9 protein-coding genes are annotated in these 21,073 nt (G+C 34.2%); 8 read left to right on the top strand and 1 reads right to left on the bottom strand.

The window, feature by feature from the left end:
* Positions 1-16 precede the first annotated feature (16 nt).
* The 8 genes from BCR23_RS06630 to dnaJ all read left to right on the top strand — a co-directional run bounded on the left by BCR23_RS06630 (position 17) and on the right by dnaJ (position 19,975).
* Entirely contained in the window at positions 17-10,840 is a 10,824-nt protein-coding gene (locus BCR23_RS06630; RefSeq protein WP_069634703.1) for a non-ribosomal peptide synthetase, read from the top strand.
* Between the two features lie 369 nt (positions 10,841-11,209).
* Positions 11,210-11,923: a LytR/AlgR family response regulator transcription factor gene (locus tag BCR23_RS06625; protein ID WP_069634702.1), complete on the top strand. Its 714-nt coding sequence runs from the start codon at positions 11,210-11,212 to the stop codon at positions 11,921-11,923.
* Positions 11,920-13,239 (top strand): sensor histidine kinase, encoded by a 1,320-nt coding sequence (locus BCR23_RS06620; protein WP_069634701.1) that lies wholly within the window; start codon positions 11,920-11,922, stop codon positions 13,237-13,239. Before BCR23_RS06625 ends, BCR23_RS06620 begins: the two co-directional genes overlap by 4 nt.
* A gap of 460 nt (positions 13,240-13,699) precedes the next feature.
* Positions 13,700-14,869 carry a radical SAM family heme chaperone HemW gene (gene hemW / locus BCR23_RS06615; protein ID WP_069634700.1) on the top strand — a complete coding sequence of 390 codons (1,170 nt, stop codon included), beginning with the start codon at positions 13,700-13,702 and terminating at the stop codon, positions 14,867-14,869.
* Positions 14,870-15,054: 185 nt separating this feature from the next.
* A complete protein-coding gene (gene hrcA, locus BCR23_RS06610) occupies positions 15,055-16,098 on the top strand; it encodes a heat-inducible transcriptional repressor HrcA (protein WP_069634699.1) in 1,044 nt (347 codons plus the stop codon).
* A gap of 61 nt (positions 16,099-16,159) precedes the next feature.
* A complete protein-coding gene (grpE, locus tag BCR23_RS06605; RefSeq protein WP_069634698.1) occupies positions 16,160-16,702 on the top strand; it encodes a nucleotide exchange factor GrpE in 543 nt (180 codons plus the stop codon).
* Positions 16,703-16,778: 76 nt separating this feature from the next.
* Positions 16,779-18,608, top strand: coding sequence for a molecular chaperone DnaK (dnaK, locus tag BCR23_RS06600; protein ID WP_069634697.1), 1,830 nt, complete (start codon positions 16,779-16,781; stop codon positions 18,606-18,608).
* Positions 18,609-18,808: 200 nt separating this feature from the next.
* Positions 18,809-19,975, top strand: coding sequence for a molecular chaperone DnaJ (dnaJ, locus tag BCR23_RS06595; RefSeq protein ID WP_069634696.1), 1,167 nt, complete (start codon positions 18,809-18,811; stop codon positions 19,973-19,975).
* 56 nt (positions 19,976-20,031) lie between these two features.
* On the opposite strand, the gene BCR23_RS06590 is transcribed toward dnaJ, so the two are convergent.
* Entirely contained in the window at positions 20,032-20,967 is a 936-nt protein-coding gene (locus BCR23_RS06590; protein ID WP_069634695.1) for a helix-turn-helix transcriptional regulator, read from the bottom strand.
* Positions 20,968-21,073 lie beyond the last annotated feature (106 nt).

The following is a 21,073-nucleotide window of genomic DNA, read 5'->3' as shown; positions in this document are numbered from 1 at the left end:
TAGTGGTAGTGCAGTGATGAATAATAAAATTGAGAAACAAGCAAATCCAACAATAGACTATTCCCAACTTAATTTAATTGAGGTTTTTAAAGAGAATGTAATGACTCATTCAGAGCAACTAGCTGTTTCGGATAAAAAATCTAGTCTTACTTATAAAGAATTAGATCAACGCTCAGAAGTTCTTGCAGCTGTTATTACAGATAAAATGAAAGATAGTATTAGCCCTTTTGTTGGAATTTTTATGGAAAAAAAGATAGCTGCAATCATTGGCCTGATTGCTATTCTTAAAGCTGGTTATGCTTATGTACCATTGGATAATTCTTATCCAAAAAAACATTTGCAATCTCTGGTTGAGGATAGTAAAATCGATTTGATTTTGGGACACAAGGAATCTTTGAGTTTAGCAGGATCCCTTGTGAGTCAGTCAATAGATTTAGAAGATTTTGATAATGATAATGTTGGAGCTGCGGATATAGGAAGAGTGATTTCTCCCACTGATTTAGCTTACTTGATCTATACTTCTGGAACAACTGGAAAAGCAAAAGGAGTAATGGTAGAACATCGCAATATTGTCAATTTGGTAAAGAAGAGCAATTACTGCAGTTTTGAAGATATTTCGATTCTCCAGATGGGGTCGCTTTCATTTGATGCGTCAACATTTGAAATCTTTGGTGCATTATTGAACGGTGGAACTGTTCATCTAGCAGATAAATCCATTTTAGGAGATGTGATAGCTTTTAGAGACTCAATTGAAAAGTATAAAATCAACACATTATTCATCACAACTGCGTTATTTAATCAGTTAGTAGATATAGATCCTGAGATTTTTAATAGTTTGAAGCAGTTGTTTGTTGGAGGTGATAGCATATCAGCTGTTCATGTTCAAAAATGTCTAGATAAAAAAGATAATAATTTTAAACTTTACAATATTTATGGACCAACAGAAACAACTACATTTGCTTTGTTCTATCAAATCCAAAAAGAAAAAACAGATAAAATTCCTATCGGACGTCCAATTAGTCAAGTAGAAGTCTATATTTTCTCTGATGAGAATTTAGAAACCGAAGTATTGGAAGGAGAACTGTATATAGGTGGAGCTGGTGTTGCAAGAGGTTATTTAAATCGTGAAGAATTGACACAGCAGAAATTTATAGATCATCCGACAAAAGTGGGAGAGCGCCTTTATAGAACTGGTGATTTAGTAAGAAAAAATAAAGATGGAATGATCGAGTATCTTGGTCGTATTGATAATCAAATAAAATTGAGAGGCTTCAGAATAGAACTGGATGGAATTGAAAGTCTGATTAGAGAAGTACCAGGAGTCAATGATGCTGTCGTTATTTTGAGGAATGATTCGGGAAGGAAAAATATTTGTGCGTATATTCTAACAAACAAGAAAATCACGGAAGAAGAAGTGAAGAGTTGGTTGAGAGAGTATTTGTCAGAATATATGATTCCAACCTTTGTAATAACCATGGAACAATTCCCATTAACAATTAATGGGAAAGTGGACAAAAAGAATCTGCCTTCACCAGATCGACAAGTCACTGCTGGAAATAATCAGCCAAAAACACAGCGAGAAACGTGTATTGCAGAAGTGTTTACAGAGGTTTTAGGCATTGGAAAAATCGATGTTACAATCAACTTTTTTGACTATGGTGGTGATTCAATCAAGGCAATTCGAATGGTATCTCTTTTACGATCAAAGGGATTTGATATTTCTGTTGAAGGGATAATCAAAGGACAAACAGTGGAAAAAATTGCACTGTATCTGGAAGAAATTAAAGACGAAGCTATTAATCAAGAAGAAGTAATTGGACAAGTTCAAATAACACCTATACAAAAGCAGTTTTTTGAAAAAAAATTAAAGCGACCAAACCATTTTAATCAGTCTGTGCTATTTGAAAGTCATCTAAGGCTGGAGCCTGAAATTATTAGTGAATCACTTTTAACTATTGTTCAACATCATGATATGCTTAGAGCTATTTATCCTTCTAATGATGAGCAAATTATTAAAGTAAGTAGTTTGTTTACGAAAGATGATTTTAATGTTGAGCTAATAGAACTGGGAGAAGGAGACCCGGAAATAGAGATTGCTTCAATTGAAAGAAGGATTCAAGAGCAACTGGATTTAAGTAGTGGACAGTTGCTTAAGGCTGCGATTTTTAGAGGAGAATTTGAAGATTATTTACTATTGTGTATACATCACTTGGTTGTGGATGGCATTTCATGGCGAATTATTGCAGAGGATTTAAATACTTGTTATTTAAATAGAAAAAATGGCGGGAATTTTTGTCTTCCTAAGAAAACGAATAGTTTTAAAAATTGGAGTTTTGAGTTAGAAAAATACAGAGATTCCGAACAATTGATAAAGGAAACTAGATATTGGAAGCAAGTAGACAAAGATATTCACTCAGGATTAGTATTACCCGAAAGAAAGTCAGATCGAGGACGTACTAAAGTGGTGAGCTTTCAGTTGGACTCTGTAGTGACTCAAAATCTACTTATGAATGCTAACCAAACATATAATACAGAAATCAATGATTTATTGTTGACCGCTTTATATAGAACAATCAATCGTCTAACAGGAAAGAGTGATTTGGCAGTTTTGATGGAAGGTCATGGTCGAGAAAGTATAGGTAAGAAATTTCCTATTGATCGAACAGTTGGTTGGTTTACAACGATTTATCCAGTAACGATAAAAAGTATTGGACGCTCTCTTCAAGAAGATATTTGTAATACTAAGGAGACCTTTAGAAAAATTCCTAATCATGGGTTCGGTTATAGTGTACTGAAATGTTATGGGGAAAAAGAGCTATCACAAATTGAACCAGATATTACCTTTAACTATCTAGGAGATTTTTCAGAGGAAAACAGTAATCACCTTTTAAAGATTAAACAGACTGATTATGGTGAACAGGTAGCAGAAATTAATAGTTTCAGCTCTCCACTTGTTGTTGATTGCGTTGTGATTGATCAAAATTTAAATATTTCTCTATTATATGATGAAGAATGGATTTCAGAAGAGTTCATCAATAGTTTACAACAACTTTATACAATTGAAATGAAAGAACTTGTTACTCATTGTGTTGAAGCAAATGAAATTATAGAAACACCATCAGACAAAGGTGAGCTAGCTTGGTCGTTGAAAGAATTTAGAAAAGTAGAAGAACATTTTAGTAAAAAAAATCAGCGGATTAAGCGTTTATATCCATTAACTTCTACTCAAGAAGGAATGCTTTTTCATAAGCTGAATGAACCTGATTCAACGATGTATTTCATTCAGAATACCTATGATATAGAAGGTATAATAGATATCGAACTCCTGAGGAAAGCACTAGAATTACTTTCCAAAAAACACCCTGTTTTGCGAACAAGTATTATCTACAAAGAAGTCAATGAGTTCAGACAAGGAATTATTGAGGGAAGAAAGCCAAAACTTCTTTACAAAGATATTTCTGAACACAAAGATAGCGAAATACTAATAGCCAAATTATGTTTGGAAGATATTCAGCAAAGTTTTGATTTACAAGAGGATTCCTTAATACGAGGACAACTTATTAAATATTCGGTAGATAAGTATAAACTTGTATTGAGCTACCATCATATCATTCTTGATGGTTGGTGTACTTCGATCATGATTGATGATCTTCTGCTTTACTATAAAGAGCTTCAAAAAAATGATGGCAGTACTTCAAAGATTCAGATTTGTGAAGAAACAGAAACTTTTGAAGACTTTGTCCGCTTGATAAGAGAAAAAGATCAAGAACATGCCTTGGCTTATTGGGGAAATGTGTTGGAAGGATATGAAAACCAGGCTAGTTTTGAGCCTGAAATGAAATCGACGGAACTGAAAACAGGGCAGGTGATTAGTAGAAAAATCTCTGATGCGGAATTTCATAAGTTAGAAACCTTTAGTCGAAAAAATAGTGTGACATTGAACACAGTGTTAGAGACAGCTTGGGGGCTTTTGTTACAGCAGTATACGAACCAACAGGATGTTGTTTTCGGAAAAATTGTTTCTGGAAGAAATGTACCATTAAATACTGTTAATGAAATGCTTGGCATGTTTATCAATACAATTCCTATCCGAATAAAAATAGAACAGGATCAAACAGTAAGTAATATGCTTACTATGGTTCAGAATCAAGCACTAGAAAGTATGAATTATGATTATTGTGCATTGAGTGACATTCAGAAAGAGGCTGGACAGATTGATAATCTAGTAGCAACGTTGATTGGTTTTGAGAACTTTTCAGAAAAGAAGATTGAATCTCCCGAAACATTTACGATGACATTTGATGGTCTTAGAGAGGAAACTAATTATGATTTGTCATTGGATATTGTTGGTAATGGTTATTTGGAATTTAGGTTACTATATAATAGTCAGCTATATAGTCAACAATATTGTGAGCGGGTGATAGATAGACTAGAGATGCTGCTTGCCGCTATTCTTGCTGATCCTGAAAAAAAAGTCAGCAGATTGGAAATGTTGACAATTGAAGAGAAAGAGCTTGTTTTGGAAAGATTTAATAGTCAAGCCAGAAAAAGGTTAGCCAATCAGACAATTATTGAATTATTTGAAGAAACAGTTAAAAAATATCCGAACCGAGTAGCTGTAAAAATTGATGATCAAAAGTTGACATATCATGAGTTAAATTCTTGGGCCAATGCTTTAGGAGAGAAATTAAGAGAAATGGGCGCTGAGAGTAACCAGTTAGTAGGTATTGTTGCGGATCGTTCATTGGAAATGATTGCTGGAATTTTTGGCATTCTCAAATCTGGGGCTGGTTACTTACCGCTTGATCCTGAATTTCCCAAGGAGAGAATTCAATATATGCTTCAAGATAGCGGAACTAAACTCATTGTTTCACACTCATCTTTAGAATTTGATCTTCCTGTTGTAGCGATCAGTGAATATCGAAATAGAGAGAAAGGTAATCTTGAAAAAAAATCTATAAGTACCGATTTGGTTTATTCTATATATACCTCAGGAACCTCGGGAAAACCAAAAGGTGTATTGGTAGAACAACGTCATTTATTTAATTTGGTTACATGGCAGCGTGATTTTATGGAGTTAAGTGAAAAAACAGAAGTTTTACAATTCTTCAATTATATATTTGATGGTTCAGTGTGGGAAATTTTTGCAACGTTGTTGAATGGAGCATCTCTACTTTTAATAAATGAGGAAGAGAAGAATGATCTAGGTTGTCTATTGAAATTAATCGAGGGTAGACAAGTTGTTATCGTACCTAGCTTATTTAGAGGAATCGTAGAGTATGCACAAAATACTAAACAAGAGTTGCTGTTTGATAAAGTATATTTGGCGGGCGAAGCATTAGATGATGATTTGGTATTACAACTAAAGAATTTGGTAGGTAATAGGATCAATCAAATCTATAATTTATATGGACCGACTGAATGTACAGTGTGTGCTACTTATTATAACCTTGGTGATATGGGAGATAGTGGGAAAGTGTTGATTGGAAAAGCAATTGAAAATACTCAATTGTATGTTCTGAATGATAAACAACTTTGTGGAATAGGGATACCTGGTGAATTGTGTATAGGTGGTGATAGTGTAACAAGAGGATACTTGAATCAACCTGAATTGACTGAAGAAAAGTTTATCAGCCTTCCTTATGGAAACGAAGGTAAGCTCTATCGTACTGGTGATTTGGTTCGGTGGACGGAAGATGGGAATATCGATTACTTGGGAAGGATTGATGAGCAGGTTAAAATTCGTGGTTTCCGTGTAGAATTGAGCGAAATCGAAAATCGATTACGAGCACTTCCTGAAATTAGTGATGCTGTAGTTGCTGTTAAAATAGTGAATGACTCAAAAATAATTTGTGCATACTATCTATCAGAACTAGCTCCAACATCAGAAGAAATAAGAAACCAATTATCAGTTGATTTACCAGACTATATGATTCCCACATCAATTGTTCAATTAAAAGAATTTCCACGTTCACATGCAGGGAAATTAGATCGTAAGGCGTTGCCACAACCAATGCTTGAGTCAACGAGTGAATTTATTCTACCAACGACAGAAGCAGAAAAAGCTGTGATTCAAATATTTAAAGAAGTGTTAAGAACGGATAAGGAAATTAGTGCTGTAGATGATTTCTTTGCTCTTGGTGGTGACTCCATTAAAGCTATTCGAATTGTTTCGTATTTAAGAGAATTAGGGTATAGTGGCAATGTTTCAATAATCATGGGACAACGTACACCTAAAAAAATTGCTTCACTGATAAGGTTAGATGATAAGAACAACATTGATCAATCTGAAGTGGTTGGCATTGTTCCGTTTACCGCCATTCAGAAAGCTTTTATAGAACATGAAGGGAAAGAAAAAAATCATTTTAACCAATCTGTTCTTCTCCAAATACCGTCAAGGTTAAATGAAGTAGCAATGAAGCAGACAATGGACGAGCTGAAGAAACACCATGATATGTTAAGAGCTAAATTCACTAAAGATCAACAATTTGTTCTTTCTGTAGAAGAGTGTTCAGATGTGGAAATTGAGGTATACGATCTAACTTCCTATACAGAGGAACAGGCTGAAATCGAAATAGATAGTATTAGTGAACAACTGCAATCTAGCATAGAATTATCAAATGGGTCTCCAATTACAGTGGGGATATTCAGGCTAAAAACGATAGATTATCTGTTAATTGCTATTCATCATTTAGTGATAGATGGTGTTTCATGGCGTATTCTTATTGAAGATCTAAAATACGTATACAATAGTTTGATTAATGATAAGGTGATTGATCTTCCAGAAAAAACACATTCTTTTAAAGAATGGAGCTTGGCCGTAAGTGAATATAGTCGTAGTGAACGTATTGGTCGAGAAATATCTTATTGGCAAAAAATAGAGCAAAACGTGGCAGGAGGCTATTTGCAGTTAGATAATATCTCTGATGATGAAGAAACGCTTAATGAAGCAACTGTTTTAACGTTAACGGAAGAACAAACGGATCTTCTGTTGAAAAAATCTAGTCTAGCATATAATACAGAGATCAATGATCTTTTGCTGACAGCTTTGGGAAGAAGTGTTTATCGCTTGACAGGACAGACAAAAGTGGCTGTTCAGATGGAGGGTCACGGTCGAGAAAATATAGATCCAAATATCCAAATTGATCGGACGGTTGGTTGGTTTACAAGCACATACCCGATTGTTATGGATAAACTAGAAGGAGATATACCAGAGATGATCTGTTCGGTGAAAGAAATGCTCCGACGAATTCCGATGCATGGCATTGGATATGGTATTTTAACCGAATTAAGTAATGCTCCTCTAGATAAAGTAATTCCAGATTTGACGTTTAATTATTTAGGCGAATTTCATTTCAGTAAAAAGAACGAAGATTTTTCAGAAAGTCATATAGCTCATGGGCGTGATGTATCGTCTGAAGACAGTTTTCATACGAAATTATCATTGGATGGCGGTGTAAATGAAGGAAAACTTCAAATTACAATGACGTATAAAGATTCTGGTTACTCTGATCAGCAAATGATTGAATTTAGAGATATTTTAAAGGCAGAGCTACTTGCTATCATTTCACATTGTACGGATCAGAAAGAAATTTGGAAGACACCATCGGATTTTGGAGAGCTGGTTTGGGAGCAAGAAGAGTTTGAAAAAATTTCCTTATTTTATAAGGAATTAGGGTGCGAGATAGAAAGGATTTCACCACTAACAAGTACCCAGGAAGGCATGCTTTTCCATAAGCTTTATGACGATAAATCTAGTGCTTATGTTGTTCAGTATGTAAACACTGTTGAAGGACTTGGCTCTTTAGAGTATTTGCAATTAAGTCTTGAACTTCTTCAACAAAAGCATGGGATTTTAGAAACGAATATTGCTTATCATGGTGTCAGTGAACCAAGAATAGTACTTTTAAAAGGGCGTCCAATTGAATTTACTGAGATTCATCTTTCTAGGAAAGCTAAATCTGAACGTGAAGATATTTTAAACGCAGATGTAGAGCGCGGTTTTAATCTAGCAAAAGATTCTTTATTTAGAGTAATAGTGTTACATCATGAAAACGGAAAAACAGAATTAGTTCTAACTTTCCATCATATTATTATGGATGGCTGGTGTACTTCGATTTTGATAAATGACCTAAACCAATTTTATTCTGAATTAGCTTCTGGTAAAACAAAAGAGCAGCTGAAACGGGAATTGACGACTCGATATGATTACGATAATTTTGTCCGTCAAGAAGCTGATTGTTCTAAGAATCAAATGCGAGACTATTGGAAGGGAAAGTTGGAAGGGTATGATCAACCAGCGGTGATCCAGCAACAGAATAATAACAATAAAGAGGAAACAACAGATGTTTTAGTGACCCAACAGGCTTTGAATAAAGAGGAAACAAAAGCATTAGAACGATTATGCAAAGAGAATAGCACTACAATCAATTCTTTGCTTGAAACAGCATGGGGAATTTTGCTACAAAAATATTCTGGAACCACAGATGTTGTTTTCGGAAAAATTGTTTCTGGTAGAGATGCAGTTGCTAAAAATATTGAAACAACAGTAGGGTTATTTATAAATACAATACCAGTTCGCATAGTAGCTGATTCAGATCAAACAATCAAAGGGTTATTGAGCAAAGTTCAAGAACAAGCGATTGAAAGTAGCAGATATGATAGTTTTTCATTATCTGATATCCAAACTGAATGTACCGATTTGGGGAAAGAACTTATTCACTCAATTGTCGTATTTGAGAATTATGCTGAGCAGGAAAGTAAAGACAATTATGTTCTGCAATTGACAACAAATGAAGTAAGAGAGCAAACTAGTTATGATTTAACGCTAGTTGGATATAAAAAAGAAAAATTGATACTTGAATTATTAGTGAATGCAAATACCTATACTAAAGAGGAATCAACACGTATTCTTTCTCAAGTGATAGCGATTATTAGAAGTATTTTGAATGATTCAAGTCAATTAGTTTCTCAATTAAACGTCATTACTCAAAAAGAAAGAGGGTTGATTGTAAATCAATTCAGTGGCTATGATCCAAACTGGAAGATAAATAATTCTGTTACAGAACTATTTGAAATTCAGGTTCAAAGACATCCCAATCAGATAGCGATCAGTGATTACAAGCAGAAACTAACGTATAAAGAGTTGAATAGGAAAGCAAATCAGGTTGCTTCTTTGTTGATGTCAAACGGAATAGGAAAGAATAATATTGTTGGAATTATGGCTGAGAGAACAGCTGATTCTATCGTTGCTATGCTTGCTGTGTTGAAAGCTGGAGCAGCGTATCTCCCAATCGATCCTGAATATCCAAGAAAAAGGATAGAATATATAATAGCAGATAGTAAGATGTCTTGTGTTCTTTATCCGAGTATGGAAGATCATATATCATTAGAATCAGTTGTTAATGTGATTGAGCTGAGTAAATTACCACTTTGGGAAAAAGCAGCCAACACCCAATCAGTAAAATGTTCAGCTGAAGATATGGCTTGTATTATTTATACATCTGGAACTACTGGGAATCCAAAGGGGACAATTGTACCACATCAAGGAATCGTCAGACTAGTTAAAGATACAAACTATGTTGATTTTAGTGATATTGTGACTATTCAAATGGGTTCGTTATCATTTGATGCGGCACATTTTGAAATTTGGGGACCATTGGTAAACGGCGGTAGAGTATATATCGGAGAAAAAGAACTATTGTCTTCAGTAGAGCGTCTCGAAGAAGTTTTGGAGAAACAAAAAATCAATACAATGTTTATAACAACAGCGTTGTTTAATCAATATGTAGAACTTAACCCGCATTTGTTTAACCATTTGACACAGTTATATTTTGGGGGAGAGGCTACATCAGTTGGACACGTTCGACAATTTCTTGAAAATAAAGCAGATTCTTTGAGACTATATAATGTTTATGGACCGACTGAAGCGACAACCTTTACTTTGTTTTATGAAATCCCCAATAAAGAAAGCATTGGGGAGATTGTTCCAATTGGAAAACCAATCGCCAATACAGGTGTATTAGTTCTTTCACAAGGCACTGTTTGTGGAATAGGTATGCCAGGAGAACTATGCATCTCCGGACCAGGTTTAGCACTAGGATATCTAAATAATAAAGAGTTGACGTCAGAAAAATTTCAAGACAGTTTAGCATTTTCTGAAGAAAATGCAAAGATTTATCGGACGGGAGATTTGGTCAAGTGGACTGCTGAAGGCGATTTAATTTATCTTGGTAGAATGGACAATCAAGTGAAATTAAATGGTTATCGGATAGAGCTTAATGAGATCGAAAATGTATTGAGATGTATTGATGGAGTAAAAAATGCATTGGTAAGATTGAATCAAAAAAATGGGTTCAATTATTTGAGTGCCTATCTAATTACAACTGACAAACTTGATGTTGATAGAATAAAAATAAATTTGATGGAAAAATTACCAGAATTTATGATACCTCAGAGTTTTGTCTTTATGGAACAGTTCCCAATAACCATTAATGGAAAAATAGATATGAAAGCTTTGCCAGAAGTAGAATTTAATGTTCGAGAAAAAGAGCTGATCTTGCCAAGAGATAGTTGGGAACAGCAGATTTATGATCATTTTTCAACGGTTTTTGGAACAGAGAGATTTTGTGTAACAGACAGCTTTTTTGATATTGGTGGAAACTCATTGAAGGCGATTAGATTAATTAATTTACTTGAGATGAATTTGAAAATTAGGTTAAGTCTTGAGGAATTATTTATGTTGGAAACAGTTGAGCAAATTGCAAAGAAGACAAAGGGGCGTTCCAGTCAACTGGATGAGGAAGACTATTATGTCTCATTATCTGATTTTCTTGATTAATTAGACGCTACGAGATTTTTATAAACTAAAATATTTTTAAGTTTAGGAGTGAAACATTAGCTGTTTTTCTGTGCGTATAACTTCGTACAGAAGCTAACTAATGTTTTACTCTTTTTTATTTATCAGAAAAGAGTAAGACCAGAATTGACGATTCAAGTGTGAGAAGGATGCATAGACATTTGTTCCATCTATTAGCTTAAAATATTCTCGTAGGCTTAAGTGGGAATTGCATAATATATATATAATATTAATTTTATAATAACATCAATTTTATATTCATTTTAGAGGAAATTGTTTTTTTTATGTGACATATGATATAATGTATACTGTATTTGTTGCTTTTTATAATGTTTTTATGGGGAATAGTAAATGAAAATAAGTATTGTAGATGATAATGAAAAAATCTTAAGGGAAGAGTATAATCTGATGAAATCAATTTTAAAGGAACAGAAAATTTTATCAGAGATAGATGTATTTGGTTCAGGAGAGGTATTTCTATTTAATCATGAAGAAAAAGTTTATGATTTAATTTTATTAGATATTGAAATGCCTAATATAAATGGGTTGGAAATTGCCAGATTTGTAAGGAAAAAAAATCCCAATGTACTCATTATATTCATTACTTCTCATTTGGAGTACGCTATTGACTCTTTTGAGTTGGCTATTTTTAGATATATACCCAAAAATAAAATCGCTGAAAAGTTACCAATTGCTGTGAAGGATGCGATCAAAACAATCAATTTAGAAATTAAGGAATATTATCTAGTACAAACTAAAAACAGATTTCAAAAAATTCCTTTGAATGATATTATGTATATCTATAAAGAGGGAAAAAATACAGTTTTTATGACTGAAAATGATTCTATAAAAGTTAGAAAAGCCTTAGCAGCAGTCTATTCTGAATTAAACGCTTCAGAATTTATCTATATTGATAAAGGAATTATTGTTAATTTATTGTATATTGTAAAAATTGAAAATGGATCAGCTGTTTTAGTAAATGGAGAAATAATATTAGTAAGTAGAAACCATTTAAAGGGATTGAAATACAGAATTAATTTGTTCTGGGAAGGACATTTACTATGACTTTTTTTAACATTAATTTTATAACTGTTTTTATTTCATTACTTGTGGGTTATCGAATGCTTATGTTCATTTTTCCGATTAGAGTACTTGGAAAATTTAAAAAGATCCAATATGTATTTTGTTTTTCTATTTTATTAGTAGTTATTATTCATATATTTAATTTACTGCTTCTTCCAAATATTTTGACGCTTCTTTTTTCTATACTATATATTGTAGTTACATCTATGAATTTATTTGATACGAAGTTGAGATATATTATTGGGGCCATATCAGTTCATTTTTTGATTGTTACTATTTATAATAGTTTTGGAATATTTTTAAGTAAGTGGTTGGTAACCATAAGATCAAATAACTACGAAACAACTGTTTTTTTCGTATATATGCTTCATGGTATCTCTTTTTTACTTTTACCTCTGATCTATAGGTTGGCTATTCCCAAAATAGGAACAAAATTTTTCATTAAATACTATATGGCACTTTTTTTGTTTTCGGTGGCAATTATGACTATTCTTTTATTATATTCAAAACATTCATTTGAATATATCAATGAGGAACTCCTTCCAAATCAATTAGGATTCTTTGTTTTGGGGGTTTTGACCCTCTTTTTGATAATACTTTGCATGACGTATTATGAAAAAGAAGAAGAAAAAGAGAGAATTGAGTTAAAGCGGGAGATGTCTCAAGAAAATTTTAACAGAGTTAGAGAAATTTATGAGGCTAATGCTAAAGTTTATCATGATTTGAATAATCATTTGTTGGTTTTACATAATATGATAGAGCAAGAGGAAACTAAAAAAGCTCTGGAATATATCACGAATATTTCTGAACCTATTTTGGAAACTTATTATCAGAAAGAATTTACTTCAAATAGTGTAATCAACCTTTTACTCAATCGAAAAATAGAGCTAATGATAAAGGAAAACATTTCTTATGAAATCGAAATCGACGTTCCTATTGTATTGAAAATTGCAGATAATGATATGGTGACTATTCTAGCTAATATTTTAGATAATGCAATTGAAGCTTGTGAGAAAATCCAAGAAGGGGATCGGATGATTAAGCTTACTATTAAAAAGATTAAACAGATGATGTTTATAAAGTTAGAAAATACATTTTTGGAAGAATATCAGATACAAGGACATATTTGGAAAAGTTCAAAAATCAAAACAAAGCATCATGGTTGGGGAATGAAGAGTGTTGTGACTGTTGTGGAAAAATATGAAGGAATTATTACAAATAAGACTCAGGGGAACATGTTTATCGTTGTTATTTCATTGTCAGATAATGAATGGATGAAAGCTCCGAGCAAAGAATAGTGTCCTTTAAGTATTGTAGTGTTAGATCAAAGGGCTTTTAGATAGGAATTAAAAAATGTTATCTAAAATTAATTGTATAGTATGAAAGAGAACAGTCGGAATATCGGTAGGAGCAATCGACGAAAATATAGAGTAGTGTGGATTTTTTGGCTTTTTGTAAAATTAACAATTGTAATGAGTAGCTAGCAATTGTTTCAGTAAAGAAGCATTTTGTTTTTGACTATCGATGTTCTTTTCTATTAGTATAATGTAATTAATTGAACGAAATCCTTACGGAAAATTAAGGATTTTTTTGCGTATATTGTCATAGCATTGAAATAACTATATGATAAAATTGTATCAAGCAAACTAAAGTTAATACTTGTAGAGTGTTGACTTATCTGTTATGTTGTTCACTGCATATCATAATACTATATTTCAATGCAGTGAGAAAAACAATTTTTGGAGGATTTATAAACAAATGTCAAAAATAAACAAACCAAACAATAACGGTATCTCAGCGTATATTCATATCCCGTTTTGCGAACATATCTGTTATTACTGTGACTTCAACAAAGTCTTTTTAGAAGGCCAGCCAGTTGATGAATATATTCAAAGTCTTTTAACAGAAATACGTTTAACAAAAGAGCAGTACCCAAGTAAAGATACTGAAACAATCTATATTGGCGGTGGAACACCAACGTCACTTTCAGCCAAGCAATTAGCTGTGTTACTTAAAGGCGTAAGAGAATTATTGCCGTTTGACGCTAAAAATGAGTTCACGGTAGAAGCCAATCCTGGGGATTTAACCCAAGAAAAATTACATGTGATGAAAGAATATGGTGTAAATCGATTATCGATGGGTGTACAGACGTTTGATAATCAGTTATTGAAAAAAATCGGTCGCAAACATACAGCTGAAGATGTTTACGATACAATGAAATTTTTGGAAAAAGAAGATTTTATGAATGTGAGTATCGATTTGATTTATGCTTTACCTGGACAAACATTAGATGGATTCCGAGATACGTTAGAACGAGCGATTGAACTTGATTTGCCTCACTATTCTCTATATTCATTGATTTTAGAAAACAAGACAATGTTTATGAACTGGGTTCGCCAAGGAAGATTGCAGTTGCCAGATCAGGAAGTTGAAGCGCAAATGTTTGAAGAAACCATTACTGCCATGGAAAAAGCTGGGCGTCATCAATATGAAGTGAGTAATTTTGCTTTAAAAGGACAAGAAAGTCAGCATAATTTAGTTTATTGGAACAATGATCACTATTATGGATTTGGAGCAGGAGCTAGTGGTTATTTGGGACATACTCGTTATCGCAATCACGGTCCAATCCAACATTACTTGAAACCATTAAGAGAAAATCAGCTGCCGACAGTTGAAACAGAGATCCTAACATTAAATAATCAAATGGAAGAAGAGCTTTTTTTAGGACTACGAAAAAAAGATGGTGTTTCTAAACAACGGTTCAAAGAAAAATTTGGTTTAGCTTTAGATGAAGTGTACAAAGAAAAAATTCCTATGCTAGTACAAAAAGGTTTATTGGTAGAAAAGAATGAACACGTTCAACTTTCTGAAAAAGGACTTTTTGTCGGGAATGATGTGTTTGAAGAATTTCTTATAGATAAAGAATAAATTTTTAAACCAAAGAACTGAAATGGAGCTTAAGTCGCTCTGTTTCAGCTTTTTTATTTTTTAGCACTCATCATTGAAGAGTGCTAAAAAGGTGTGTTTTTCTCTTGACAATTATGAAAGAACTTGATATATTAATAATTGTATTAGCACTTAAACGACATGAGTGCTAATGAAGGGTGGTAACTATGATAACGGAAAGACAAAAGAATATTTTGCGACTTATCATCCAAGAATACACAAATACAGGGACTCCTGTAGGATCAAAGAAATTGATGGATGATGGCATTCAATCAAGTTCTGCAACGATTCGTAACGACATGAAGGCCTTAGAAGAACATGGATTACTGTTAAAGACGCATTCGTCTTCTGGCAGAATTCCATCAATGGATGGTTATCGCTATTACGTAGATCATTTATTAAGCCCAGCTGAAATCGAACGTGATGAGTTGGAAACAATCCGTCATTCGTTAGGAAAAGAGTTTCATGAAATCAATGATATCATTGAACAATCAGCTGAAATCCTTTCAGATTTAACTAGCTATACTGCTTTTTCTTTAGGACCAGAAGTGAAGGAACGAAGATTAACTGGTTTTCGGATTGTTCCATTGAACGACCGACAGATCATAGCGATTATTGTTACCGACAAAGGTAATGTAGAAAGCCAAGTATTTGCGATTCCGGCATCTGTTTCAAGCCAAGACTTAGAAAAAATGACCCAAATTATTAACGATAAATTAGTTGGACAACCACTTTTGACAGTCTACCATCGTTTACGGACAGAAATTCCGATGATTTTACATCGTTACTTTCAAACGCCGGATGGTATGATGAATTTATTTGATGCCATGTTAGGACATGCGTTTGAAGAAAAAGTTTTTGTTAGTGGACGAATGAATCTTTTAGATTTTGGCGTACAAAGTGACATAAACCAACTAAAATCTGTTTATTCCTTTATGCAGAATACAGATGCAATCACGCATTTGTTAACTACAGATGAAAGAACAGATACACAGATAGCGATTAGAATCGGTTCGGAAATTGGCAACGAACTACTTGACAATATGAGCATGATTACGGCAACATATGAGGTAGCAGGACACGGTAAAGGAACTATAGCTTTATTAGGACCTACCAGTATGCCGTACTCGAAAATGTTCGGTTTAGTGGACGTTTTTCGCCATGAATTAGCTTCAAAACTTGGTGCTTATTATCGTTACCTTGATGAATAAGTAAAAAGTTAAAATATAGAATTCCAATTAATTCTACGGAAATGAGAAGGGAAGTTGCAGAGTGAGTAAGAAAGAAGAAACAAACGAAGAAATACAAGAGGAACATATGGAAGCAATTGATGATTCAGGAGTGTCCGAAACAGAGGCTGAAATGACAGAATTAGAAAATGCTCAAGCTGAACTATCGGAAATGGAAGATAAGTTTTTAAGAGCACGAGCTGAGATTGCCAATATGAGCAATCGTTTCAAAAATGAACGTGAATTACTTGTTCGTTACAGATCACAAGACTTAGGTAAAAAATTATTACCTTCAATCGATAATTTAGAACGTGCAATGGCAATTGAAGTTGCCGATGAACAAGGTGCGAGCTTGAAAAAAGGAATTTCAATGGTTCTTGAAAGTTTACAAGCAGCATTGAAAGAAGAAGGAATTGAAGAAATCCCAACAATGGGTGAGACTTTTGATCCTAATTTACATCAGGCAGTTCAAACAATTCCAGCAAGTGAGGAAACACCTGCGGATACTATCGTTGAAGTCTTGCAAAAAGGCTATAAATTACATGACCGCGTTTTACGAGCAAGCATGGTTATTGTTGCTCAATAAGCATCAGAAAGAACTGCTTGCATAATATAAATTGAAAAAAATTAAAAATTAAAATGAAGATAGGAGATCATTAATTATGAGTAAAATTATTGGTATTGACTTAGGAACAACAAACTCTGCAGTTGCAGTATTAGAAGGCGGAGAAGCGAAAATTATTGCAAATCCTGAAGGTAACCGTACAACACCTTCAGTAGTATCATTTAAAAATGGTGAAATCCAAGTAGGTGAAGTTGCAAAACGTCAAGCAGTGACAAACCCACACACAATTTCATCAATCAAACGTCATATGGGCGAAGCTGGTTACAAAGTAGAAGCAGATGGCAAATCTTATACACCACAAGAAATTTCAGCAATGATCTTACAATATTTAAAAGGTTTTGCTGAAGAATATCTAGGTGAAAAAGTTGATAAAGCTGTTATCACAGTTCCAGCATACTTCAACGATGCACAACGTCAAGCAACAAAAGACGCTGGTAAAATCGCTGGTTTAGAAGTAGAACGTATTGTTAACGAACCAACTGCTGCAGCATTAGCATATGGTTTAGACAAAACAGACAAAGATGAAAAAGTATTAGTATTTGACCTTGGTGGTGGTACATTTGACGTATCGATCCTTGAATTAGGTGATGGCGTATTTGACGTATTATCAACTGCAGGAGATAACGAACTTGGTGGGGATGACTTTGATAATAAAATCATCGATCACATGGTAGCAGAATTCAAAAAAGAAAACGGTGTTGACTTATCTAAAGATAAAATGGCTGTTCAACGTTTGAAAGATGCCGCTGAAAAAGCGAAAAAAGATTTATCAGGTGTAACATCAACACAAATCAGCTTACCATTTATCACAGCAGGAGACGCTGGTCCATTACACTTAGAAATGAACTTAACTCGTGCGAAATTTGATGAATTAACAAGCGACTTAGTAGAGCGTACTAAAATTCCTGTACGTCAAGCGTTGAAAGATGCTGGCTTAAACCCATCTGAAATCGATGAAGTTATTTTAGTTGGTGGATCAACACGTATTCCAGCTGTAGTTGAAGCTGTTCGTAAAGAAACAAATAAAGAACCAAATAAATCAGTGAACCCAGATGAAGTAGTAGCAATGGGTGCTGCGATTCAAGGTGGCGTTATTACTGGTGATGTAAAAGATGTTGTATTACTAGACGTTACACCATTATCATTAGGGATTGAAACAATGGGCGGAGTGTTTACTAAATTGATTGATCGTAATACAACGATCCCAACAAGTAAATCACAAGTCTTCTCTACAGCGGCTGATAATCAACCAGCAGTAGATATTCACGTATTACAAGGTGAACGTCCAATGTCAGCAGACAACAAAACATTAGGTCGTTTCCAATTAACAGATATTCCAGCAGCGCCTCGTGGTGTGCCTCAAATCGAAGTAAGTTTTGATATCGACAAAAACGGTATTGTAAACGTTCGTGCTAAAGATTTAGGAACGCAAAAAGAACAAACAATTACAATTAAATCTTCTTCAGGTCTATCAGACGACGAAATCGAACGTATGGTAAAAGACGCTGAGTCTAATGCTGAAGCTGATAAAGCGCGTAAAGAAGAAGTTGATTTACGTAATGATGTGGATGCTTTGTTGTTCACTGTTGATAAAACATTGAAAGAACTTGAAGGCAAAGTAGACGCAGACGAAGTGAAAAAAGCGGAAGACGCTCGTGATGAATTAAAAGCAGCTGTTGAAGCGAATGATATTGAACAAATGAAAGAAAAACGTGATTCATTAAACGAAATCGTTCAAAACTTAACAGTAAAACTTTATGAACAAGCAGCGCAACAACAAGCGCAAGAAAATCCTGAAGCTGCACAAGGTGGAGCAGATGATGTTGTAGATGCTGACTTTGAAGAAGTAGAAGGCGACGATAAATAATCGTTAACAAGCTGGCAAAGACCAAAGTCATCGCTTTGGTCTTTGCCTATCTTTATTTCTAAGAGCATTTGGATGATAAATTAAGTGAAGCTGTTTTTCTTTTACTTAATTTATGGTATGATTACAACGATGTTTTTATACAAAAAAATTGGCGTCGGTCCTTTTTTAGAATAAATGGAATAATAGTTGGAGGGGAACTAATGGCTACGAAAAGAGATTATTATGAAGTCCTGGGATTGGCAAAAGGTGCTTCAGATGATGAGATAAAAAAAGCTTACCGTAAGCTTTCAAAACAATATCACCCAGATATCAATAAAGAAGCAAATGCTGAAGAAAAATTTAAAGAAGTTTCAGAAGCTTATGAGATATTGAGTGATTCACAGAAAAAAGCAGCTTACGACCAGTATGGTCATGCTGGCACTGATCCAAATTATGGAGGCGGAGCTGGTGGTTTCGGAGGCTTTGGCGGCGGCGGTTTTTCAGGTGGCGGCTTTGGTGGTTTCGAAGATATTTTCGATTCATTCTTTGGCGGCGGTTCTCGTAGTGTAGATCCGACAGCCCCAAGACAAGGTGCTGATTTGCAGTATACAGTTAATCTTAAGTTTGAAGAAGCGATTTTTGGTGTGGAAAAAGAGATCAAGTATAATCGAGAAGATAATTGTGAAACATGTGGCGGTAACGGAGCAAAACCTGGTACTCATCCAGAGACGTGTCACAAATGTCATGGTTCAGGTTCAATCAATGTTGAACGTCAAACACCACTAGGACGTGTAATGAGCCGTCAAACCTGTGATGTTTGTCATGGCACTGGGAAAGAAATTAAAGACCCTTGCCCGACTTGTCATGGTACTGGACATGAGAAAAAAGCGCATAAAGTCAAAGTCAATGTTCCAGCGGGAGTTGAAGACGGACAACAAATGCGTTTGGCTAACCAAGGAGAAGCTGGAACAAATGGAGGACCATATGGTGATCTATATGTAGTATTTAATGTAGAAGACAGTAATATTTTTGACCGTGAAGGTTCAGAAATTTATTATGACTTGCCATTAAGCTTTGTTCAAGCTGCACTTGGCGATGAAGTCAAAGTACCAACTGTTCATGGCGATGTTAAGCTGAAGATTCCAGCGGGGACTCAGACAGAGACAAACTTCCGTTTAAGAGGGAAAGGTGCACCTCGTTTACGTGGTGGAGCAAATGGTGATCAACATGTGAAGGTCAAGATCATTACACCTAAAAACTTGAACGAAGAACAAAAAGAAGCGTTACGTTCGTTTGCTAAAGCGGGCGGTCAAACAGTAAGTGAACAGCAAGAAGAAGGTTTCTTTGATAAAATGAAAGATGCTTTTGGCGGTAAGAAAAAGAAATAGTATTTTTAAGCCTCATAAGTCGTACCATGCTCGGTACAACTTATGAGGCTTTTTTATTATTCTTGATACAGTTCAAGTAAATGTTCAATCCGTCGTTTTAGTTCAGTTCTAACATGTTGAGGTTCTATACACTCACACTGATTTCCAAATCCTAAAAGTAGATTGTAGCCAAATTCATCCTCCATAAAGGGAAATTCAACAATCAATTTTTCGGAATTAGAGGAAGGAGAAAAATTCAATTGTCCGAATTTATCTACGAGTTGGTCTTTGATTTTATGAGTAATTTCTAACGTAGTCATGGTAAACTGTTTGCCATAAAAAGGTTCTTTTCCTAAGGGCTTTGGTTGGAATTTTTGTGGCTCAAATTTCGTTGAAAGTAAGGTTAATTCGTTCATTCTAGAAACCTTAAACGTTCTAAAATCATTTTTTTCGTTACAATACGCTTGAAGATACCAACTGATTTCTTTTAATACAAGTCGATAAGGCTCCACTGTTCGGCTTGTTTTCTTTCCTTGGTTATCTTCATAATTGAAGTAAAGAAGCTGATGCTGATCCATTGCTACTTTGATGATTTCTAAAAATGGTTGCAGTGTTTGATTACTTGTCCAAGGTGTTAAGTCGATAGCGATTTGATTGGTTTTGAATTCAATTTCTTCTAAGAATTGTGTTGGAACAAGTGTTTTTATTTTCTCAAAGGTTTGATTTAATTGTAGTGGAGATACATTATTGGATAAACTTTCCAGGGCTATTAGCAAAGATGTAATATCCGAAGAAGTGAAAAATTGTTTGTCTATCTTGTAGTTATCCATGATTTGTATGCCGCCATTTACACCGGGAAAAGAAGTTACAGGGATACCAGCTTCGCCTAGGGAATTTATATCTCGATAAATGGTTCGGACAGAAACTTCTAACATTTCAGCTAATTGAGAAGCACTGATCTGTTTTTTATCTAATAGAATCATAATGATTGCAGGTAGTCGTTCAGTTTTCATAGATACACCTTCTTTTTTATCTTGGTTAACTCTGTTATTATAACGAAAAATTAGCTGTTTTTGGGAAAAAGATATACGTGATGTTTTACAGATTATTTTTAATCGG

Origin of the sequence: Enterococcus quebecensis (genome assembly GCF_001730365.1) — a bacterium.
Classification (GTDB): Bacteria; Bacillota; Bacilli; order Lactobacillales; family Enterococcaceae; genus Enterococcus_L; species Enterococcus_L quebecensis.
This window is presented reverse-complemented; position numbering and strand designations above follow the sequence as displayed.